Annotated in this window: 17 protein-coding genes and 1 pseudogene; 1 reads left to right on the plus strand and 17 read right to left on the minus strand. The window is 44.0% G+C overall.

What is annotated here, in order from left to right:
* Nucleotides 1-25: 25 nt before the first annotated feature.
* The 17 genes from jag to O3626_RS06750 all read right to left on the minus strand — a co-directional run bounded on the left by jag (nt 26) and on the right by O3626_RS06750 (nt 22,523).
* Nucleotides 26-973, minus strand: coding sequence for an RNA-binding cell elongation regulator Jag/EloR (gene jag / locus O3626_RS06670; RefSeq protein WP_031573879.1), 948 nt, complete (start codon nt 971-973; stop codon nt 26-28).
* A 15-nt stretch (nt 974-988) separates the two neighbouring features.
* Nucleotides 989-1,804 (minus strand): YidC/Oxa1 family membrane protein insertase, encoded by an 816-nt coding sequence (locus tag O3626_RS06675; protein ID WP_003015944.1) that lies wholly within the window; start codon nt 1,802-1,804, stop codon nt 989-991.
* A 1-nt stretch (nt 1,805) separates the two neighbouring features.
* Entirely contained in the window at nt 1,806-2,147 is a 342-nt protein-coding gene (gene rnpA, locus O3626_RS06680) for a ribonuclease P protein component (RefSeq protein ID WP_003002960.1), read from the minus strand.
* 78 nt (nt 2,148-2,225) lie between these two features.
* Nucleotides 2,226-2,903 (minus strand): lysostaphin resistance A-like protein, encoded by a 678-nt coding sequence (locus O3626_RS06685; protein WP_371495990.1) that lies wholly within the window; start codon nt 2,901-2,903, stop codon nt 2,226-2,228.
* An 86-nt stretch (nt 2,904-2,989) separates the two neighbouring features.
* On the minus strand, nt 2,990-3,883 hold the full coding sequence (locus O3626_RS06690; RefSeq protein ID WP_371495992.1) for a TDT family transporter: 894 nt from the start codon (nt 3,881-3,883) through the stop codon (nt 2,990-2,992).
* Between the two features lie 392 nt (nt 3,884-4,275).
* On the minus strand, nt 4,276-4,500 hold the full coding sequence (locus O3626_RS06695) for an accessory secretory protein Asp5 (protein ID WP_371495995.1): 225 nt from the start codon (nt 4,498-4,500) through the stop codon (nt 4,276-4,278).
* A 1-nt stretch (nt 4,501) separates the two neighbouring features.
* On the minus strand, nt 4,502-4,693 hold the full coding sequence (gene asp4, locus O3626_RS06700) for an accessory secretory system protein Asp4 (RefSeq protein ID WP_080978547.1): 192 nt from the start codon (nt 4,691-4,693) through the stop codon (nt 4,502-4,504).
* Nucleotides 4,686-6,041, minus strand: a complete 1,356-nt coding sequence (gtfB, locus tag O3626_RS06705) for an accessory Sec system glycosylation chaperone GtfB (protein ID WP_371495998.1) — start codon at nt 6,039-6,041, stop codon at nt 4,686-4,688. The genes asp4 and gtfB overlap by 8 nt, the downstream gene beginning before the upstream one ends.
* Nucleotides 6,025-7,539 carry an accessory Sec system glycosyltransferase GtfA gene (gene gtfA / locus O3626_RS06710; protein ID WP_371496001.1) on the minus strand — a complete coding sequence of 505 codons (1,515 nt, stop codon included), beginning with the start codon at nt 7,537-7,539 and terminating at the stop codon, nt 6,025-6,027. Before gtfA ends, gtfB begins: the two co-directional genes overlap by 17 nt.
* A gap of 11 nt (nt 7,540-7,550) precedes the next feature.
* The gene (gene secA2 / locus O3626_RS06715; RefSeq protein WP_371496016.1) at nt 7,551-9,935 is read right to left on the minus strand and encodes an accessory Sec system translocase SecA2; all 2,385 of its coding nucleotides are present in this window, start codon (nt 9,933-9,935) and stop codon (nt 7,551-7,553) included.
* A gap of 25 nt (nt 9,936-9,960) precedes the next feature.
* On the minus strand, nt 9,961-10,431 hold the full coding sequence (gene asp3 / locus O3626_RS06720) for an accessory Sec system protein Asp3 (RefSeq protein WP_021153996.1): 471 nt from the start codon (nt 10,429-10,431) through the stop codon (nt 9,961-9,963).
* Nucleotides 10,428-11,972: an accessory Sec system protein Asp2 gene (asp2, locus tag O3626_RS06725; RefSeq protein ID WP_371496003.1), complete on the minus strand. Its 1,545-nt coding sequence runs from the start codon at nt 11,970-11,972 to the stop codon at nt 10,428-10,430. Before asp2 ends, asp3 begins: the two co-directional genes overlap by 4 nt.
* Complete coding sequence (asp1, locus tag O3626_RS06730; RefSeq protein WP_371496005.1) at nt 11,965-13,554, minus strand: accessory Sec system protein Asp1; 1,590 nt, start codon at nt 13,552-13,554, stop codon at nt 11,965-11,967. Before asp1 ends, asp2 begins: the two co-directional genes overlap by 8 nt.
* Nucleotides 13,555-13,562: 8 nt before the next feature.
* Complete coding sequence (gene secY2 / locus O3626_RS06735) at nt 13,563-14,780, minus strand: accessory Sec system protein translocase subunit SecY2 (RefSeq protein ID WP_049514786.1); 1,218 nt, start codon at nt 14,778-14,780, stop codon at nt 13,563-13,565.
* A gap of 211 nt (nt 14,781-14,991) precedes the next feature.
* Nucleotides 14,992-15,996, minus strand: coding sequence for a sugar transferase (locus O3626_RS06740; RefSeq protein ID WP_371496008.1), 1,005 nt, complete (start codon nt 15,994-15,996; stop codon nt 14,992-14,994).
* Nucleotides 15,997-16,183: 187 nt separating this feature from the next.
* Nucleotides 16,184-22,099, minus strand: coding sequence for an accessory Sec-dependent serine-rich glycoprotein adhesin (locus O3626_RS06745; RefSeq protein WP_371496010.1), 5,916 nt, complete (start codon nt 22,097-22,099; stop codon nt 16,184-16,186).
* A 196-nt stretch (nt 22,100-22,295) separates the two neighbouring features.
* Nucleotides 22,296-22,523 (minus strand): LPXTG cell wall anchor domain-containing protein, encoded by a 228-nt coding sequence (locus O3626_RS06750; protein ID WP_371496012.1) that lies wholly within the window; start codon nt 22,521-22,523, stop codon nt 22,296-22,298.
* A 46-nt stretch (nt 22,524-22,569) separates the two neighbouring features.
* Here O3626_RS06750 and O3626_RS06755 point away from each other — a divergent pair.
* Nucleotides 22,570-23,783, plus strand: a pseudogene (locus O3626_RS06755) (hypothetical protein); the annotation flags it as partial.

The raw sequence follows: 23,783 nt of genomic DNA on the forward strand, positions 1-23,783 counted from the left end.
TCCCTCATGAGAAATAATCGCTAGATTATCCTTCGATGTCTACCACCACGTAACGATTTGGTTCTTCGCCTTCAGAGTAGCTAGTGACCCCTTCCATCTTAGAGACGATACGGTGAATGATTTTCCGTTCACTATTTGACATTGGATCTGTCTGTTGGGCTTGCCCGTCTTCAAGGGCACGCGTTGCCAACTTCTGAGCATAGCTTTGAAGAACTTCCGCCCGGTGTTCTACATAGTCATTCACATTAATGGTAATGTAAAAATTCTTTGAGTAGCGGTTATAAAGATAGTTTTGTGCCAAGAGTTGAAGAGCCTTCAAGACTTTTCCATGGTAGCCGATGACACGTCCTGGCTCATTGGTATCAATTTGCATATTGACCGTACGGCGGTTGTGACTACTTGAGATGGTCGCATCCACATCCATTTCATCGATTACTGTTTGAACATAGGCTGTCACATCTGTGACGACTTCTTCGATATTGTAGTTTTCCTCTACTTCGATACCAAGGTTTGAGAAATCAGACTCATTTGATTCTTTTGCTACTGGTTCTTTAACCTTCTCAAGGATATGTTCATGCCCTTTTTCTTCAAGAACGGTATCTGCTTCTTTGTCATGTTTGAGGATTTCTGTCTTGATTTCTTCAGAGACAACTTCTCCTTCTTCTTCGACCTTTTTGATCGCTGCAACGACGCGTCCGAGATCGACCGTTGCTTCGCTCACTGTCTTAACCGGCTCGTTTTGCGCATTGATTTCATCTGGGACACCTTTGACGGCTTTTTGATTGGCTTTCACAACCGTTGTTTCTGCAATCGGCTCAATCTCAACCTGGGCTGGTTTTTTCCCAAACAAGCCAAGAAAACCTTTCTTCTCACGCGCTACAACTGTAATGTGTGCCTTCATACGGGGAATATCTAAATCGTTCAGGCCTTTTTGAATGGCTTCTTCAACAGTTGCTCCAGTATATAGGACCATATGTCCACCTCTTTCTTATTTTTTCTTTTTCTGTGCTTTGTTTAGGGCACGGCGTTTTTGTTTTTCCATGTCTCGCGAAGCTTGCTCTTTTGCTTCACGCTCTGCGATAATCTTGAAGGGGTTGTTCAAGAGATAGGTCTGTCCGACTTGGTAAGCATTGGAAGTCACCCAGTAGAGTGCGACCCCGCTGGCTGAGAACAAGGCAAAGAAGAAGATCATCACAGGCATCACATACATCATGGTTGTTGCACTCCCATTGCGCTCTGGCATGGCTTTATTGGTCAACCAACTACTGAAAAATGTGAAGAGAGCTGCAAGAACCGGCAAGATGTAAGTCGGGTCGATCGCGCCAAGGTCCAACCAAAGGAAGTGACCGACTTTAAGGAATTCTACACGGCTCAGCGCTTGGAATAAGGCCATCAAAACCGGCATCTGAATCAAGAGAGGAAGAAAGGCTGAAGATGTTTTGACGCCTTTTTCCTTGTAAAGGGCCCGCATCTCTTCAGAAAGCTTGGTCCGACTATCTAGATCCTTTCCAGGATACTTGGCTTGCAATTCCTTGAGTAGGGGTTGAATTTCCTGCATCTTGCGGGTTGAATTCATTTGATATTGGAAAAGCGGCAAGAGGACCGTCCGGATGACAATGGTAAAGACGATAATCCCCACACCGATACTTCCGCCAAATGACAAGAAGCGAATGGCTTCGGCAAAGAAGTAGACAAAACGTTCCCAACCACCTGTCGACTGAGCTGTCACTTGAGAGGTCCCACAAGCTGTCAAGACCAATAAGGCTGCTCCTAATAATCCAGTTAACTTCAGTTTCTTTTTCACATTATTCCCTTTCTTGGTAGACATGCGCTAATTTTAAGACATGTACAAGATTTTTCTCAACTTGATGGAAGTCGAGCTCCTCCACTCCTTTACGAGCAATGACAACAAAATCATCGGTCGTAAGGAAGGCTTGGTGTTTGATCAAAACATGGCGAATCAAACGTTTGATGCGATTTCTGGTCACAGCATTTCCCAGTTTCTTACTAACAGACAGGCCGACTCGAAAATGCGGTTGGTCTTTGCGCAAGCGGTAAACAACGAATTTCCGATTGGCAACATTTTGACCACTTTTAAAAATAGCATTAAAATCTTTGTCACGTTTGACGCGGTAGCTTTTTTTCAAACCTCAACTCCCTCTTTTAAATTTATTCTATTATACCATATTTTCAAAAAAAACCAATCTCACTTAGGAAATCGGTTGCTACTTGAATACAGATAAAAGTAAAGGCAAGGTGTAGTAGAGATTGAGCAAGATATGAGCTAAAATTGGAGAAAGGAGCGTCTTACTCCGATAATAAAGAGTCCCAAAAATCAAACTCGGCAGGAGATAGAGGATAGAAGCTCCTAGCGAAAAGGGAGTGTGGAGAAAATGTAGGCCACTGTAGATGAGGGCTGGAAGCCAAATCTCAGCATAGAGTTTCCATCCTTTGAAGTAGGCATTCACCAAGGCTCCACGAAAGATCAGCTCTTCTGTCACCGGTCGGATGACGACCATTGCAATCACTAGGATGAGCACCCCTGTGGAACTTATTTCCCTAGGAAAGAGACTCAAAACAGCTGCCCGTCCTTGAACAAAACCACTGATGAAGTAGTCCAACCAGTAAACCAAACAGGCCGCAAAAACGCCTTCTATCAAAGCTTGAAGAGGGTCCTTTCCCAGCTTAAACTGCGCTTTTTTAGAAAAATGGTAGACCAAAAATCCTGTAAAGACTGCATAGAGGCCTTCTAGGCCAAATAAGGTCCAATAATAGCTATTGGCGCTTGCTACACTATTGGAGACATACTGGGCCAAAGGGCGGAATTGTGGCCGAACATAAAAGTAAAACAAGAGTAGAAAGAGGGGATATAGTAGTGAGAGCTTTCCTTTGATAAATTTCATAGAGACCTTTCTTATAGAATATGACAAATCGTATAGTGCATCTTACCATAATCGCGTCCAGGAATCAATCATAAGGATGCCTACCCTTACTCTTTAAGAAAAGCTACATAACCTCCTAAAACAGCGACTAAAATCAAGAGACAAAGAAGAGTTTCCATCCATACGAAAGCTGTCAAGAAAGGCAGTTGCAACAAGCCTTGGGCCATTTTCAAAGAGGTCGCTGTAATGACTGTTGGAAAGGTCAGGGCTGAAAAAGCAGGTTGAAAACCTTCTTTGATCATTCTCGGTAGGCGTGTCAAAACAAAGAAATAAAAACCTTGCGAGGCCACCACCATGATCAGTAAGAACCAGGTAGGAAGGCTTGCTCCACCCACACGAACCAGAGCTGCTAAAAGAAGGGAAAATGGAGCGCAATAGATGCCTTCTTGCCCCAACAGATGACTGGGTAAGGGGGACTGCTTCAAATCATGATAGATAAGGGGATAAAGAAGAAAGGTCAAACCAAAACCGATCACTAGAGCGAAATAAGCAATCTCTCTGATTCCTACAACAGGATAGGTCAAAGCTGCTACTGCAATGCCCACATAGAGAACGGTCCAACTAGGAGTAGCATTGGCTCTTGGTCGCGCTAGGACATGGGTCTTGGTAAAATAGAGAATTAAGCCCAGATCCAAGAGAAAGGCTGACCACCAAACCAACTGAGATAGACCTCCAAAGGCGGGAAAGAGGCGAAAAAGATAGGTGGATAGAATCATCCCTGCCATGGGAAAGGTCGCCATCCCAGATAACAGAGCTGGCTGTTGGAGTTCTATCTTGGTTTCTTGCCAGCGAATCGCATGATAAACGACAAAGAAAAACCAAAAGAACAAACCTGTCAGACTAAAGGCATGGGCAAGAATGGGTAGAGAGTCTGCAAGAAGGTTTCCAGCGCCAACTAGTCCTAACAGACAACCTGAAAATACTAAGGGAATCTTTTTCATCGGAAACTCCAATCATTTTATCGCTTTCAGTATACCATAAAAGAGAAGGAAGCATCATCAAAAAAGAAGTTGGTAAACCAACTTCTTTTAGAATGTAATCCACCTGTTTCTTACATAGTACATCCTAAATGATACTTAAAAAATTAAATAAATATCAACTATTAGGCTCACTTAGACATCTATTGAAACTTTCCGCCGTGAGATAAGTGCTAGAAACATTCTTGTTTCTAGCACTCGGGAGTTTTGGAACCTTAGGTCCAAAACTAAGTCATGGAACTTCCTCGAAGTTCGCTGACGTCCGTACTCACCTAAGGAAAGTTTCTAAGGTGACTCTATCTACAATTTGAAAGAAGTTGGAGAATACCAACTTCTTTTTTCCATTCTATTAGACACTAGGCCTGTACGACCATCATATAAAGAAACAAGGATAGGAGAAAGACGATACTAACGGCAAGGGTTGCTAGCTTGAGCCCGCGGTGGGAGCGCCAATAGCTTGGCTTCCCTAAGTTACTGGTTGCATCTGTTGAGAGCGATTGTTGCTGGCGAGGTTGCAGGGTAATGAGAACCACCAGAGCTAGGGATAAAATCGAGATGAAGATTGCAAATACCATTCCCATCTTAGGATCCTCCTAACACTCTCAAGAGGGTAAAAATAACTCCCAGCAGAATCACCAAACCAATGATCACATTAAAGGTAACATTGATCTTTTCGGAACGCGTCGTCTTTTCTTTTTCGGAAGGACGGCGTTTGAGAGACTCCATCCGTCCTTCTACTTCTTTGTAAAATAAATCTTTCTTACGATCACTCACCTTGTCCACCTATCCCTTCTTGCAAGCGAGCTGTGAAAACAGCTGGCTCGACACTACTTGATTGGGCAATTTGTTGCGCGACTGCTTCTCTGTAGCTATCCACAGATTGGTAGATTTCCTGGATACGGGCCACCATATCCGCTTCTTTTCCTTGGTCAAAGATATTGGCTTGTGCGAGGAAGTGGCGGTCATGCAGGGTATGACTAAAGGCAAGGATGACTTGCTGGTGTTCAAAGGCCTTGCGAACAATGCCTTGCACCTCTGCATAGTGGTTGATATCCAGGTAAATACTAGAGACCTTGAGCAGCTCTTTGATCCGCTCTTGGCTGATGTTTTGATACAAGACCACATTTGGATAGCGAACCATAGATAAGAGACTAGCAGACATTTCTGTTAAAGCTGCTACACGGAAGGTCACATTTGGCAAATTCTCTACTAGGTAGGTCAAAGCTTCAATCTGATCCGAATTGGTCAAGACAAAAGCGTCTTTACGGATATCGTCTTTCACCTTGAAATCATACAGGTAGCCAAGGGGACCAAAATAGCTATGCTGGTCTTGCGAGGTCAACTGGAGAGCACGGTGGTAGGTCGCGTTTTGTGGAATCAAGATCTTCTTGGTCCGGATCTCTGGGCTATTTAGAATCAACTGCATATTGCCTGGAAGGCTGTCGTGAAGAGGTTCTTGCCAAACCAAGACGTCGCGTCCTTTGATCCCTTTATTGCCCAACTGAAGACTAATGCTAAAGGAGGTGGCAAGAGTATTGTAGACCAAGCCATCCAAATCAAAGCCACGATGCTCTAGATAAAAGACAAAATATTCTAAGCGATTCTTGAAAATTCGCATCGGCTGATGGTCCAAGGTCAAGATCAAATCCCCTGTTTGGTGATTCTCTGTCAAGCGCTCGATGTCCCCTTCAAAATAAGTGGTCACCAAATGCTGGCCTTGATCACCACAAGTCGTTACGGCTATCTTACGACCGTATTGGTCGAAGCGCTCAATCATGAACACTTGTCCCTTATCGTCCAACCACTCTAAGCGCTCGACGATGCGTTTATAGGAAGCAGCATGGTACACAATCCGAGCCTTTTCCTGACCATAGTAGGTCACTTTTCCCGAACTGTTATCCCCAGAAACTTCCCAGAAATCAGGCACTGGAACTTCATTAAAGTAGCGTCCGCGCTTCTCCCCTTTTGCTTGTCCTAAGAAATAGATAAAGGGAGATTCGACACCGTCTGGTAAGAAACCATTTGGCTCCAAAACAACGGTCGGGTGGTCAAAGCCAGACTCTTTCATGGAGTGGAGCAAGTCTTGGCTTTCACGAGAATAACTATCAAATACGTTCAGCATGTGTCACCTCTTCTATCAATTGTGCCCAAGCTTCTTCTACTCGGCTGGTCAAAAAGTCTTCTGCACGCGCATAAGATGCTTGACGCATGCTGGCTAGATCATCTTTTTTGTATAGCTGGATCATTTTTTCCGCAAAGGCAGCAGCGATCTGGTCGACCACTTGATCTGCTGATGGTGGAATGAGATAGCCATTTTTACCTTCTGTGACAAAGGTCTGGTTGCCATAAGGAACGTCAAAACCGATAATTGGAAGTCCAGAACCAATCGCTTCCATCAAGGTCAACCCAAAGCCTTCACTGGTCGACGCGGACAGGTAAACCTCATAATTCTTGTAAATTTCCTCTAGATTGGCATGCCCTTTGAGATGGATATAGTCTGCTGCCCCCAATTCATCAATTAGAGAACGCAACTTGCCTTCTTCTCCACCTTTTCCATAGATGTCAAAAGACAGTTCTGGCAATTCTTTTTTGGCGCGCACCACTGCTCGCACCAACCAGTCAATATGCTTTTCTGTCGCCAAACGAGAGGCAGTAATCATAGAAAATGGGGTGCGATTTTCGTTTTGTGACAAGCTTGCAAGGCTTCCAACTGGAATGGTATAGATAGCCGGCTGATGGTTGGTGTATTTGGCAAACTGCTCGGCCAAGATTTCTTTTTGGCGGTCAGTCGCGACAATAAAGAAGTCCACCTTGTCTGCATTGGTAAATTGGTACTCGTAGTAGTTATTCCACAGGATATACTGATCATCGACATTATTGGCGCTGAAGTGCTCGGCATGAACGACCACCCCCAGGCGGGCTTTTTGCGCTTCTTCAAAGATAGGCTGACCAATATTGGTTTCCCGATCCAAAATCACCAGATCTTGTTTGGTCAATTGAAGGGTCTGCATGAAGTAGCGGATCAATTCTTGGCGACCAACCAGGTAGCGATCTGGGAAACGATAAATTTCGCGACCATCCGCCATCTGCATGCTGTAGGCAACTGTCCCGTCTTCATTGTAAAAGCGGCGCTCAATCAAGTTAGCTTGGTTGTTCTTGGGAATGAAGTACTCGGTACAATAGCGGGTATAGGAGAAGTAATCCTTTCTCACTAAAATCCCTCTAGACACGTACTCGCAGCGTTCGACATAGGGACTGTTTTCTTCGCGCAGGTAGCAGGTCAAAAAGTTGTCCTGGTCCTCATAAAAGAAGCGCTTGATCTTACCATCGACTTCTTCTCGAGTCGGTTTTCCGGCAAATCCTGCTAAGACCTGATCAATGGTATAGGTTGTTGGTGCAATTTTTATATCTGTAAAATGGCTATAGAGCCAGATAATTTCATCATTTTTAAAACCGATATTTTCTGTTAAATGCTGGATGTTATCGGCTAGGATCATATCCATAAAGACAAACTTGGCTGGTTGATGGATATTGCGTAACAACTGGGCACGGTAGGCCTGGGCATACTCAACACCACTGCTAGCCCAACCGATTCCAAGGTTGATATTGTATACTGTCATAATGTCCTCTTTTATGGGAAATGCAAGACAATTTCCCCTTTTTTATTGATTTCTACTCGACTCAGTAAGAGATTGCGGACCATTTGTTCTTTGGCCGCCTCTTTCATTCGTTCAAAGGATTGGTAGGCTTCTTGGAAAAATTCTACCAAAGGGTTTTTCTGACTGGTGTACTGACCAGAGAGCGCCATGCGCAATTGTTGCAGATAGTCTACCTGCTCGACCCAGTTCTCGTCGATAGCTTTTAGAATGGCCATGCGCTGGAATTGGGCGATCACCTCATCGGTGCCTAAGATCTCATACTTAGCTTCCAACTCGCTTTTAGCAATCTCCCATAAGAAATTTTCTTTGGTTTTCTTGCTACGGAAAGTTTGGTGGGCCTTATCCGGATCCACTTGGTAGCTAACATTGTCTAACATATAGCGATAAAAAGCTACCGGTTCCTTGTACTCTTTTTTATGGACTATGCTTGAAAAGACGGAACGAAGCACTTTTTCAACGATGTTGTCCAAGCGACCTTCTTGTTTGATCAAGCGGTCGCGCTCTTCGTAGACGATGGCACGCTGAATGTTCATGCTTTCCGCAAATTCTAACGTCATCCGACGACTGGCCTGACCAGAACTTTCACTAGCATTTTGAGCCCGTTCCACCAAGTTTCTATACTTGCGCTTGGTCAGAGCTTTAGCAGAACCAATCCGCTCATCCACATCATAGTCTTGATAGGTATCCTGGATCCAGTCTGGCCCCCAGTTTTTCATCAAATCGTCTTCCAAAGAGACGAAGAACTTGGTCAAACCGGGATCTCCTTGGCGACCTGAACGCCCCCGAATTTGAAGGTCAATCCGCTGGTTCATCATCCGCTCAGTCCCGACAACCACCAAGCCACCTAACTCAGCGACTCCTGGTCCCAACTTGATATCGGTTCCCCGACCGGCCATTGAGGTCGCAACGGTCACAGCACCTTTTCGACCTGATTCCTTAATGATCTGGGCCTCTCGAGGAGCATTGTTGGCATTGAGAAGATTGTGTGGAATCCCTTCGCGCAAAAGAAGATTCGAATAAAGAATCGACATTTCAACCGATCCGGCAAAGACCAGAATCGGATTGCCCTTTTCGTGGACCTTCTTCACATAATCCAAGGAAGCCACGATTTTTTCCGGCAAGGTCTGATAGATTTCATCCGGCAAATCCTTGCGGATCTTCCTACGATTGGTTGGGATCTTGATCACTGACATGGCATAGGTATCAAGAAACTCTGCCTCAGCGACCTTCCCAGTCCCGGTCATGCCACCCAACTTCCGAAACATCTTAAAGAGGTTTTGGTAAGTAATAGAAGCCATGGCCCGTGTTTCTTGGGTCAGCTTGAGACCCTCTTTAGCTTCAATCGCCTGGTGGAGTCCTCCTTGCAAGCGCGTCATTTCCATCAAGCGACCCGTCGCCTGGTCTAGTAAGACAATCTCCGGTTGCCCTTCGACATTGGGATGGATGACATAATCCTTATCCTTAATAAAGTTTTTATTGGCTTGTAGAGCTAGGCTGATATGGCGGACCAAATCACGGTATTGGGGATCATAGAGGTTGGGAATAGCAAGAAAGGCTTCTGCTGCATGAGCTCCTTTTCGAGTCAACCAAACTCGTTTCTTTTCTTCATCAAACTTGAAGTCTTCCCCCTCTTTGAAGGTCTGGATCAGGGTATCAATAATCCCATAAAGGTTGGATTGAACCCGAGGAGAACCAGAAATAATCAAGGGAGTCTGAGCACTATCTAGAAGCACCGAATCAATCTCATCGACAATGGCATAATTGAAGTCTGCCAAAAATTGGCCATCTGCCGAAGCCGTCAAGTTCTCTGTTAAATAGTCAAAGCCCAGACTAGTATTGGTCGTATAAATGACATCTGAGCGGTAGATCTCGCGTTTGACTTCTGGATCTAATTCTTCGTCTTCTGATTGTTTCAAGGGAACTCCAACAGTCAAGCCCAAAAAGCGGTAGACCTGTCCCATCTCTTCTGCATCCCGAGTTGCCAGATAGGTATTGGTCGTAATAACCATGACCCCTTTGCCCTCTAAGGCATTGAGATAAACCGGCATAGTTGCCGTCAAGGTCTTCCCTTCACCGGTATTCATTTCAGCGACATTGCCTTGGTGGAGGACAATTCCTCCCATGACTTGCACGTCATAAGGAAACATGCCCAAGACCCGTTTATCAGCTTCCCGCGCAACTGCAAATGCTTCCGGTAAGAGATCATCCAAGGTCTCACCCTCTGCTAGACGTTCCCGAAATTCCACAGTCTTCTCCTGTAGTTGTTGATCCGTCAAGCGGGCCATGTCATCCTTCCAGCTATTGACTTCTTTTAAGATTTTTTTGATGTTTCTTAATTTAACGTAATCCAATGTAATCCTCTTTTTTTGCAGTGATGTTCGTCTATTCGAGAACTTCTGCTCCCTCAGACGATATTGGTTGAATCGTGAAATAGTGGAAGGTAAACTCTTGCAAACCTGCACTGAGCAAGCGTACTTCATAGGCGTATGCTTGATCTGGATAGGTAAACGGCAAGCGACCTTCTGCGGTTACTCGACGGCCAACGACCTCTCCAAAGCGATCTTTGAAGACGATTTCCACCATAACGGTATGAGCAGGAGTCGCTTCCATCGTGATAACCAATTCATAATCTTGCTCTCTTTTGAGCAGGGGCAGACTAGGAATTTGACGAGTTGCGCCAAAATTTGTCTGCGAATGCCAAGTTTTCAGCACTTGACCAGATGGCATGAGGGGGTTCTGAAACTGAACGCTTCCTTGGTCAGTCGCTTGAATGGTCGACCCCCAAAGATAATCTGCTAGAACGGTATCGCCCCAGTAGATTCGTCTGCTTTCATTTTCTTTTATTTTTATCATTGGTTTCTTCCAAAGTCTCTTTCCATGATTTCTTTGTACTGGGTCACAAACCACTCAATGATCGGACCACTCGCATCATTGTGTCGACCGGCGCGGCTAGTACTGATAATACGAACCGGCAATTCATACAAGGCCTCTAAAATATCTGGATAAGCTTGCTGGTCGTAGTCATCATCCCTCATATAGGCAAGGGCTAAAATCGTATCCTTGAAATCTGCCTGGTCAAACCGGTCCCAGAAACGTTGATTGAGCTGACCGATCCCTTCTTGCGACACTTGACCAATGATCAACTGCATCATGTCTAGGGATGTTCCAAACTCATCTGGGCGTTTAAATTTCAGGTTGGCAGCGACATCCCCCAGGTTGACAATAGGTTTTCCGACCAAGATCGCATGAGGAGAATAAAGAGCCCCATAGTAAAGGGCACCAAAGGTCCCCATGGACAAGCCTGAGAAATTCATATCTTTTGGCTCAAAGCCGAGCAAGTCCAAGTGCTGATCAATAAAGGCAGTGATTTGATTTTCCAATTCTTCTGAGCCCATATAGAAGGATCCACCTTCCAGTCTTGGGTCAGAAAAGAGAATAAAGGGACTCCCCATCGCACGCAACATCCCAAACCCTTCAAAACCTTCGGCCGGGCGATACCCAGAGAAGTATATGTTTAAAGGCGGCTTCATATCGCCAGGATGGAAATAAGCAAAAATTTCTTGGCGTTTGTGGTCCCGTAGCGTCTTAGCTCCTACGGTCATCTCTCCTAAAGGACCATGTGACAAGCGCTTATGTAAGGCTCCGATCGTAAGCGTCCCCTCTCCTCTTGCTTCCAGCGAAAAGGCTAAGTAATAAGGTTCTGCTCCGTCCAATTCTAGTGGTTGCTCCATCTCTTCTTCTGAAAAGACTGCATCTTTGACCCACTCTCCCAGAGCACCAAAGCGGTAAAATTGAATCCGCAATTGCAGCTGACAGCTTGGATTTTTTTCATATTCCAACCAAAAATTGATGGGACGACTAGCATCATACACGTAGTTGTAGACCCACTGAGCAATCGGTGTAAACTCTTCACCGTATGATCCATCTAGCTTCAGAAAATGTTGCCCCAGCACCGTTTGCTGGCCAGCAAAATCCGGTCTCACTCGCAGGTCACGAACTGTAAAGGCATCTCCATATTGATTGTCGTATAAAAAGCGCTCTAAGACATAGAGAAATTGATGCTTATTTGAGAAATCCCAGGGTCTTGCTTGCTTGAGTCTTAAGAGGTGGGCCAATTCGTCAGAAGGCGCCTCTAGTTCATGGCTTTGATCATAAAAAACAGTATAAGGCTGGAAATAAGCCAGGTCTTCTCCTAAAGCTAATAAATCTTCTGGCTTTTCCAGAATCAAGGCTTTGAATTTGGAGATTTCCTCTTCTTCCATATACTCTTTGAGCGATGGAAGAGCGGTGACTTGAAAAAAGTGCCAGCCTAGTCCAGCAGGAAGCTCCACCTGATCTCGCCAACTGCTTGAGCCGATTTGGAGAATATGGGGTATTTGTTGTTTTTTATCCATGACGTTCTTTCATCCATCCTTCCCATTTCTCAATCAAGCGTTGACCGGTGTATTCTTGAATTTTTTCGATCGAGTAGACCAAGGCTTCATTCCAAGGCTTCAATTCCAATAAAAAGTGAGTAATCGCCTTCTCTAATTCCTTGTCTCCCTTTGATAAGACATAACCATTTTTCAAATGATCGACATATTCTGTCTGGACGCGGTTGACCTGTGGAATCCCAGCAGAGATCCCTGCAATCTGCGTATAGAGGTTGGGTTCCTCGCTTAAATCTACGATCAAGCGGGTTTTTTCCAACTCTTGAATAATGTCATTTTCATTTGAAAAATTCTTAACTACAAAGCGATAGTCCGGTGCGTCTTGTACAGACTCTTCATCGATAATCTGGTTTTCCCCAAGTCCTTCCATTTGGGCTGGTGATTGAACCAGATGCAAGTCCTGCTCGCTAGCGATCAATTCCTCGAGTTGCCCTTCTAATTCCTTAACACGCTCCGGCGATCCATTGTAAAATGCAAAAACAACTTCAAATAAAGGATGTTGTGCCAAGACCTCCAGAACCTTCTTGAGCTGGCTCTTACTTGGAAGCTCAGCTTCATTGACATAAAAGTAAATCTTTGATTCCTTGCGTTCCTGACTAGAGCCCAAACGGAGGCGGGAGTCAAAAGAGGTAATCCGGTGTGTCTTTTGAGCTAAGCTAGGAGAAAAGACCCCAATCGCTTCTTTGGTTTTTTCACTATCTGTGATCAAGAGCTGGGCATCAATCATATCAAAATAGAGAGCAAAGTTTTCAGCAGATAAGGGCTGACGATCTCCATAGAAGGACAAGACTTTCTTGACACTACTTGCTGTATCCTGTAAAAAAGCCAAATTTGCTGGATGAGCTGCCAGTACCAACTGATCTCGTCCTGGTACCAAGGCTGCCAACTGTTCCTTCATCTTTTCAGCGACAACTTCTCCCATATCGGAATAGCTTTCTTTTTTGAAGGCAGGAAAGAAAGCCTCATTGACCATAACAGATTGGTTCTCTTCGATCAACATTTCTCTCAAAACCCATTGTCCATCAAAACTCAGATACTCTTGAAAATAAGGTTTCCTCTCATTGTAGTAAATCCTACTAGAGATAAAGCCGCGATCATCTAAATACTCGATGTAGCTGATCTCATCATTCTTATAACGAGTCAAAGAGAGAATATTTCCATCCACTCCCATATCAATTTTCGCTAGGTGGTGGCCCTTTCGAAATGCCATTACCAAAAAGGGAGTGTAGGAAAAAGTGGTCTCACTTGGCCATTCGATGTCCTGAAGCTGGACTGGGCGCATAGTCAAATCAGACGGAACCTGTTGGATTTTATCAAAAATCGAAAGAACATCTGTCTCTAACAAATCTTGGCGGTGTAAAAAATAGCGCAGTTGTGGACTATATTGAGGCAACAATAAGATCCGATCCATTTCTGCTTCTTGAAAAATACGAACTTGATTAATGGTATCGTCAAATTCAATGGACTCTCGCATCCAGTACCAAGGGGTAGCTGTTTGCTGCCAGATGCGGTCCGTTCCATACCAAGCTGGTACAAAATAATACATGGTTACTCCTAGAATATTCTTGTATAACGTTGATTCACTCGAAGGGCACGAATTTCTTCTCGGATATTGTAAATCATCCCGACAAACATGAGAAAGGTTCCTGGAATCATGGTCAAGCGCAAGAGATCCTTATCCCATAACAAGAGAGAAAAAGGAAGCGCTGTGAAGAGGATCAGATACAAGGTCCCAAAAACAGTCAAGCGTAGCACAATTTTATTGATATAGCGACGTGTATCTGCTCCAGGATAGACATGATCGATATACTCAGAAGCCTTCATCATCTTATCTGCAATTTCTTCTCCGTTCACATTGACAAAGGCGAAAGCAAAAGAGAGAAGGGCGATCATCAGAATGTAAAGAAGGATCCAAATCGGATCTCCCATCACCAAGTGTTTGGCTAAATGAGCAGCCCACTTGGCATTGGAATCCATAGACAAGATCAAGAGCATGGCATACTGAGGAATGGACACCAAGGTCATGGCGTACATGAAGGGCATCCCTCCTGCCGGGTTGAGCTTGATATCCAAAAAAGTATAACTTTTCAAGTTGTTGTGGATCCCTAATTTATTGACAGGAATCTGGTACTTGGAATATTCCACCAAGACTGCCACATAGACAAAAATCAAGATGAAAATCACCCCCAGAACATAAGCGATTTCTGGGATATTATTGACATTTGAAAGGGTCTGCATCACGTCTTCTGGCAGGTACATAACCATCCCAGCCATCATGATGACAACAGAACTTCCAAGCCCCAAAGCGGCATTTAGATCGGAGAGCCAAACTAAAAAAAAGGCTCCGGCTACCATAATCATGGTATTGACCGCAATGACGAGTCCGGGGTTCAACCCTGTCTTCAAGGGGAGATACATGGCCACTGCCAAAGACTGGACGATGGCGAGCGCCAAGGTCACGTACATCTTTCGTCGCTCCACTATCTCCGTGCTGGTTTTTTCGAGGTTAAAGCGTTTTGAAACGGTAAACATCCGCCACAAAATCATGGAAGACATCCATGGGGATAGACCGATCGAAAAGATCGACATTCCGCGGAGGTTCCCCCCCATCACAGCGCTTGAAAGCTGCAAGCCCGTTGTCGTTCCCTCATTGAGTCTCAAGGCCTTTGATAAGTCAACAAAAGGCAGGGAAATTTTACTTCCCAAAACATAAATAAAGACGAAAAATATCGTCCAACAAAATCTCTTTCCTACTTCAGATCGTTTTAACATTTCTTTTAAACTTTCTCTTACTCATTTTGACTCTTCCACCTGGGAAACAGCCTTTACATATGCGCCTTTAGAGCATTTTATCTCAACTTATTTTACCATAATTTGCGACTTTTCCATACTCATTTGTCACTAATATTTCAATTTCCCCATTTGGTACCGTATTCAACAAAAAATCCTTCAGATGTTTATCTGAAGGATCCCTTATTGAATGCTATTCTCCTAAAGCCATGATGGTATCGACAAATAATTTCTTTGTAAAATAGCCATTGCGGATCAAATAAGAAGTATATTGAGCCTTTCGGACCATTTGGGCATACTCTTCTTCTGTACAGTCTTGGACCAAACGATTGGCTTCTTCAAGACTGGAGGCTACAAAACCGAGCCCTTTTTCTCGAATATAGTCTGCATTTGACAAATAGTCTGGCACTACTACTGGAAGACCAGCAGATAGATAAGTTGATAGTTTGTAGGAAATATTTTCTTTGTAGTAATCCCGCTCATCCTCAGGATTCTCAGAATTTCCCCAGACAAGCCCAAAACCACCCTTGGAAAGCTCGAGAAGCAACTCTTGCTTGGTCCGCCAGCCTTCCATATGGATCTTAGAATAATCGACTCCTTCAACCGGTTCGGTATAGACATGAAGGGGTGTATCATATTTCCAATCGATGATATGTGGGAAACGCGAAGGATTCCCTGAGAAGATCAGTTTTTTCTCAAATTGCGGAGTATAGAGATCCAAACTGTGGGTCAAATCCCACAACTTTTGGACCACATATTTTTTTACTGTGAGCCCTTCTGATACTAGACGATGGTACATTTGCTCTGACGGAACAACGACCAAATCACTCTGATTGTACATCTCGATATAGTTGGGCATCAAGTAATAATTGCTCTCAAACATGAGTGGTGGAACATCGTGGATAAACATGACCAGCTTGGTTTGAAGGAGTTTTAACTTATCAACCAAACGGCGGTCCCACTCAATTCCATTCCAAGAAGGAGATTGAACGAAGACAATATCCCCAAAAGCAACGCCTGCTAAAATCCCATCCATCCGCGAATTCAATTCGCTAGCTGGTTCATTGCTATGATCATAAAAGTAGATCCCTAATTCATTAACTCCAAGTTCACGAACGACATTCATAATATCGTTTTGTGCCATCAGGGCCACGCTCTGAGAAGACTGCCCGAATAAATTTGTAAAATGGATTTTCATCTCTTTCCTCTGACTCTTCTTTTTTTATCCCATATTTCCTGAAGATATGAAGGCAAACTGAGCTTTTCACAAAGCAACCTTTTTCATACTCTTCAACGAAAACTTCCTCATTCATTATAACATATTTCACAACTTCTTAGACATTCTAGATCAATAAAAGACCGGTTCATTCCGGTCTTTTAAGGTTCTATTTGCCATCTTTTTTCCGAATTCCTAAAAGGGCTAATCCAGACAGAAGAATGGAAACTACCGTAGCAAGGATATTACTTGAAGGATGGGCTCCTGTCTCTGGAAGAGCAGGTCCTGAAGAATGCGTCGCACTTAGCGAGCTTGCATCTGATGGAGATTCTGAGTGAGAGGTGCTGAACGAAGACACGACAGACTCAGAAGGACTGGTCATAGCAGAGAAACTTGACGCATAAGACACACTGATCCATTCAGAAGCTTCATGCGATAGGGATTGACTCTCTGTCGATGATGCGCTCATAGATTCTGAGACACTCGTCAAAGGGAATTCAGACACTGACATCGACGTTGAAGCTGATTCGCTTGTTGAAAGGAGCGAAGTTGATTGGCTATAGGAGTCAGACTTCGATAGCGAGGCTGACGCTAGAGATTCTGAATGAGATGCCCATTGTGAAGCAGATAGACTCTCTGAAACTGATCGCGAGAACGATCCAGACTCTGAAACCTGCGATGCAGCTACGACATCAGAAGTTGAAGCTGATTTACTTGTTGAGGCAGAAGCTTGGACTAACGAATCTGATTGACTCGCGGAAACCGAAGCTTGGATCAACGACTCAGACTGGCTCGCTGAAGCTAAAGCTTGAACTTGTGATTCAGACTGACTTGCAGAAACTGAAGCTTGGACTTGTGACTCAGATTGAGTTGCAGAAATCGAAGCTTGTACTAAGGATTCTGATTGACTTGCCAAAATCGAAGCTTGAACCAAGGAGTCTGATTGACTTGCCAAAATCGATTCTTGAATCAATGACTCTGATTGACTTGCAGAAATTGAGGCTTGTACCAAGGATTCGGATTGACTCATTGAAACAGATTCAGACAGCTTTTCGCTCATCGAAATAGATTGCGACAAGGAAATCAGTTGAGAAACCACTTCTTTCGATCCAACCGCCGATGTTGACTGCGATTGAGACATAGAAATGGATCTAGACGCTAAATCAGATAAGGATACCGACTGACTCAACAAAACAGATTTCGAGGCTTTTTCAGACTCACTCTTAGATGCTGATTCAGAAGCTACTTTTGATTGCGATTCTGATTGACTGGCGGAGACTGAGGCTTGAACCAGTGAGTCTGATTGGCTCGCTGAAACCGAGGCTTGGACCAATGATTCTGATTGACTGGCAGAGATCGAAGCTTGAACTTGTGATTCTGATTGACTTGCAGAGATCGAAACTTGAACTTGTGATTCTGACTGACTCGCTGAAGTCGAAGCTTGAACCAACGAGTCGGATTCACTAGCTGAAACAGACTCTCGCACTAACGATTCTGATTGACTCAATGATGTTGATTGCAAATCAGTAGATACTTGCGATTCCGACTGACTCATTGAATCAGAACGAGAAAAGGACATAGATTCTGTATTTTGAGACTTAGATTCGACATCAGAAGTAGATTGTGATTGACTCACTGAAACTGATTCTTGTACTAACGATTCTGATTGGCTAGCTGAAACGGATGCTTGAACCAAAGACTCTGATTGGCTAGACGATACAGATGACTGAACCAAGGAGTCTGATCGACTGGCGGAAACTGAGGCTTGGACCAACGACTCAGACTGACTTGCTGAAACTGAGGCTTGGACCAAAGACTCTGATTGGCTAGCTGAAACCGATGTCTGAACCAAAGACTCGGATTTGCTAGACGATACAGATGCCTGAACCAACGAGTCTGATTGACTGGCTGAGACTGAGGCTTGGACCAACGAGTCTGATTGACTGACAGAAACGGATGCTTGAACCAACGAGTCTGATTGACTGGCAGATACAGATTCCTGAACCAAGGAATCAGACTGACTTGCTGAAACGGATGCTTGTACCAATGACTCAGACTGACTCGCTGAAATGAACTCTTGTACCTGCGAATCAGACTGACTTGTCGAAACGGATTCTTGAACCAACGACTCTGATTGACTTGTAGAAATCGATTCCTGTAGCAAAGATTCGGATTGACTAGCTGAAACTGACACTTGAACCAGTGATTCAGATTGACTCATCGAAATAGATTGCGACAAGGAAATCAGTTGAGAAACCACTTCTTCCGATCCAACCGCCGATGTTGACTGCGATTGAGACACAGAAATTGATTTGGATACCAAATTAGATAAGGATACCGACTGACTCAACGAAATAGATTTCGAGGCTTTTTCAGACTCACTCTTAGATGCTGATGCCGCTTTTGATTGCGAGTCTGATTGACTGACAGAAACAGATTCTTGTATCAAGGAATCGGACTGACTAGTTGAAACCGACTCTTGTACCAAGGACTCTGATTGACTCGCGGAAATTGATTCTTTAACCAGTGATTCAGATTGACTCGCAGATATTGAAGCTTGAACCTGTGATTCTGATTGGCTTGCTGAGATTGAAGCTTGGACCAACGACTCTGACTGGCTTGCCGAAACTGATTCTTTAACCTGTGACTCGGACTGGCTTGCTGAAATCGATTCTCGAACCTGTGACTCGGACTGACTCGCGGAAATTGATTCTTTAACCAGTGATTCAGATTGACTCGCAGATATTGAAGCTTGAACCTGTGATTCAGATTGGCTTGCAGAGATTGATGCTTGAACCTGTGACTCTGACTGACTTGCTGAAACCGATTCTTTATCCTGTGACTCAGATTGACTCGCTGAAGTCGAGGCTTGAACTTGTGATTCGGATTGGCTCGCAGAAAGCGATTCTTTATCCTGTGATTCTGACTGGCTTACTGATGTTGAAGCTTGAACTTGTGAGTCAGATTGACTCGCTGAAGTCGAGGCTTGGGCTTGTAATTCAGATTGACTCGCTGAAGTCGAGGCTTGAACTTGTGACTCAGATTGACTCGCTGAAACGGACTCTTGTACCAACGATTCAGATTGGCTTACGGAAGTCGATTCTTTAATTAACGATTCGGACTGGCTTGCTGAAACTGAAGCTTGAACCAATGACTCGGACTGACTTGCCGAAACCGAAGCTTGAATTAACGATTCGGACTGACTTGCCGAAACCGAAGATTGAACCAAGGATTCTGACTGGCTTGCCGAAACCGAAGATTGAACCAAGGATTCGGACTGACTCACAGAAATCGATTCTTGAACCTGTGACTCTGATTGACTTGCCGAAACGGATTCTTGTACTAACGATTCTGACTGACTCACAGAAATCGATTCTTGAACCTGTGACTCAGATTGGCTCACTGAAAGCGATTCTTGAACCTGTGACTCAGATTGGCTCACTGAAAGCGATTCTTGAACCAAGGATGTCGATTGGCTCGTAGAAAGCGATTCTTGAGCCAACGATTCAGATTGACTAAGGAAAATTGATGTTTGAACTAAGAAATCAGACTGGCTCGCGGAAAGTGATTCTTGAGCCAAGGACTTTGATTGACTCGCAGAAGACATAGCTTGAATTAAAGAATCAGACTGGCTCGCAAAAACCGAGGCTTGAACCAAGGATTCTGACTGACTCGCAGATAGTGATGCTGGGGCCAAGGATTCTGACTGAGATCTTGAAATAGACTCAAAGGTTGGTGACTCACTCTCAGAGATGGAAGATGAAGTTGAAAAACTTTGAGACTGTGAGGCAGACTCAGATGCCGTCATCTTCCGATAATAGTAGTTCACACTCGTCATTGGATTAGCATAATAGTTATCTTTAATCGTATGCTTGAAACGAGAGAAGCCATCGGCTCCTTGAGGAGTCGCATCTTCCCCTACAACCATCGTTGTATTTTTTGAAAGGGAAGATGATTTTGGAACAGCTGTGAATGGTTTTGGAACCGTGTACGCTATTCCCGTCTTTTCATCAGTATAGGTCACTGTTTCATTGGCGGAAAACCAACCTGTTACGTCCAGTTCAAAGTTATGTTCATCCACACGTCTTGGAGTAACGTTTAGGAAATAATCCTTATTTTTACTTTCAATTTTACGCGTTCCACCTAAGTCAGACAATTGGCCTGGAACGTCGTGTTTAAAAGTTTTTTCATAAACAAGAGTATACTTATCAAATACTGATTCATTTCCTGTATCCCGAGAGGTCAATGTATATATTTTAGAAGGATCCAAGACGTAATAGCGAAGTATGTAGTCCCCATTTTGATTCGTTGTGACAACTTCACTTTTGATAAAATGTTCACGCGCATTTCCATACAATTCTACACGTCGATCTCCAACTGTACTATTATCAAAAGTTCCTGTTGTTACATTTTGAGAAGTACTTACTACTGGTACCTGAACGTAACCTGCAATATCACGAGCATTTGAAGCCGTATACTGTTGTCCCTCAATCCCAGATTGCCTGTATTCAGCAAGGATCTCTTCTTCACCAGTTGGTTGATACAGTCCATTTTGCCATTTACCCTTTGGATCCACCAAACGATACAAGGTAGACTGTTGAGACCACATGGTTGGTACTTTAACCTGGAAGAACTCATTTAATATTTGACCTTGACGTGAAGGTTCCATGACATCATAGACATCTCGGAGCATAACACTTCTGGCTGGAACCATAATACTAGGAAAAGATTGTAGGGTCACATAAGGAGGTTTACTTGCGTCTCCGAAAGAATAGATAAAGTTGTTGCCTGCTGGAGAATCGGCAATCAAGACTTCTTTAGGAAGTCGTATAGGGCTATTCAATCTCTCGTTGGGGTGGAATGTTTGAGAAAAGACTTCTGATCCATCTGATTCCTTCACAATTCGGAAATAAACATTCTTCGGATCACGAATATCTGGAGTCGTTTCGCTACGATCAACAGATAGTGTCGCATAGTAGCCCAAGGATTCCTCATTTCGGTCAACAAATTCCCAAATTGCAAAAGTATAACGGTTCAAATCGTGATCTTTTGAATACTTTGCAAGCTCTTCTGGAGTTAACAAAGCATTTTTATCTAGGTTCGGGTCTTTGGCAACATTCGAGGTTGATAGTGGCGCATCTACCACATTGGCGCCATGGCGATCATCCATCTCGGGTGAGATGGATAGATCTTCATCACTACTTCTAGCCTCTTCACTAATTGGAGCCAATTGAGCTGAGATAGCTGGTTTCCCATTTATATTGGAATTTCCCACAAAGCCTGCAGCCGTTAAGGTGGTCATCATCTCATCAACTGCTTTGCCCAAGCGATCGCGTTGCTCGGCATAAGCTTGCGCACCAGCATTTGTATGGATCAAACGATAGCTAGTAGTTACTTCCGATTGTAGCTTATTGATAACTGCTTCCAAAGCTGCCTTACGCTCAGGCACAGGTATCTGAGTAGCGTATTTCCCTGCGATTTGTTGGAGCAGCTCTGCTTCAGAAGCGTTTTGTTCCAATAGGGAAGCTTCATCTGTAGCTGCTGGTTCATCTACCGCTGATTCTGAAGCTAGAACTTGTGTGGATTCACTAGAAACGCTTGCCAAACTGGTAGATTCTTGCCCACTGATGGAAATAGAAGTCGATTCACTCATAGAGAGCGAATGGCTAGCCGTTTCAGAAAGACTTGTAGAGGTTGATAGAGAAGCAGATGCAGAATCTAGCGAGGATGTCTTTGAAAGAATGACGCTATCTGCTTCTGCCAATGTCTCTTGTTTCGTTTCAGACACAGTTGGGGCGAGAGATGCCACTTCTTCTGCTTGAGCCGTCGTAGCCACAACAGCTCCTCCAAATATAGTCCCTACAGCAACCAAGCCTTTTAATAACTGCTGGCCCTCCTTATGAAGACGACCGCCATCTTCTGGAACTTCGGCAATGACCATCTCCTCTACTTGCCCTCGAACCACACGAAAGAGTCCTAGAGCAGCAGTTGATGCTCGAAGCCAATTTTTTCCTGATTTAATTAATTTGAAGCGTACGACACGATCTGTCTCACGAAAGTTTCCTTTTGAACGCTTAAATTGCATGATATTCCCCTTACATTGTAGTCATTATTCATTATACAGGAATACTACGTAGATTCAAGTAATTTGCTATAAAAAACTTATTTATTTTTGTTTTTGTTTTCGAATTTTTTGCAAGAAATTAAAAACACTTCATTCTACTAGTAAAAAAGTGAATCTCCTATGAGATTCACTCGAAAAAATGATATTTCCTACTAGATCAGTTCCCCTTCTTTTTACGTCGGGTCAGTCCAGCAATTCCAGCTAACCCTGTAACAACCCCAAGAAGAGCTGATGTCACAGATCCTGTTTCGCCAGTATTCGGAAGCGCCACAGATTGGCTGTGTTTTTGTGAACCACTTGCTGATTCTGATGCAGACAATGATTCTGAACCAGAAGCTGATTGTAAACCACTACCAGATATTGATACTGATTGTGATTGACTCACTGAAACTGACTCGGACGTTGAAACTGATTGACTTACTGACGTTGAAGTGGATTCAGAGGCTGATTCTGAACTTACTGAAACTGAAGTTGACTCAGATGCTGAAACCGATTCAGAGGTTGATGCAGATTCTGAAGTAGAAACTGATTCGGACGTCGATGCTGATTCAGAAGTAGAAACTGATTCAGACGTTGAAACTGATTCAGAGCTTGAGACCGATTCAGACGTTGAGACCGATTCAGAGGTTGATACTGATTCTGAGGTAGCAATCGATTCTGAGGTAGCAATCGATTCAGACGTAGACACTGATTCAGAGGCTGACACCGACTCGGATGTCGACACTGATTCAGACGTTGAAACTGATTCGGATGTCGACACTGATTCAGACGTTGAAACTGATTCGGATGTCGATGCAGATTCAGACGTTGATACAGACTCGGATCCTGATACTGATTCTGAGGCTGACAATGACTCGGATGTTGAGACTGATTCTGAGGTAGAAACCGACTCGGATGTTGAGACTGATTCTGAGGTAGAAACCGATTCGGATGTTGACACTGACTCGGATGTCGACACTGATTCGGATACAGAAACCGACTCAGATGTCGATACTGATTCAGACGTTGAAACTGACTCGGACGTTGAGGCCGATTCAGATGTTGACACTGACTCGGATGTCGACACTGATTCAGACGTTGATATAGACTCAGACGCTGATACTGATTCAGATACAGAAACTGATTCTGAAGTAGATACTGATTCTGAGGCTGACACTGATTCAGACGTTGAAACTGACTCGGACGTTGAGGCTGATTCGGATGTTGAGACTGATTCAGACGTTGATATAGATTCAGACGCTGATACTGATTCAGATACAGAAACTGATTCTGAAGTAGATACTGATTCAGAGGCTGACACTGATTCAGATACAGAAACTGATTCTAAAGTAGATACTGACTCAGATGTTGAGACTGATTCGGACGTCGATGCTGATTCAGACGTTGACACCAACTCAGACGTTGATACAGACTCGGAGGCTGACAATGACTCGGATACAGAAACCGACACGGATGTCGACACTGATTCAGAAGCCGATACTGATTCTGAGGTAGATGCTGATTCAGAAGTCGATACTGATTCAGACGTTGATGCTGACTCTGACGTTGAAACTGATTCTGATGTTGAAACCGATTCTGAAGTCGATACCGATCCAGACGTTGATGCTGATTCAGAAGTCGATACCGATTCATACGTTGACGCTGA

Origin of the sequence: Streptococcus sp. 20925_1_77, from assembly GCF_041432125.1 — a bacterium.
In the GTDB taxonomy this organism is placed as follows: domain Bacteria; phylum Bacillota; class Bacilli; order Lactobacillales; family Streptococcaceae; genus Streptococcus.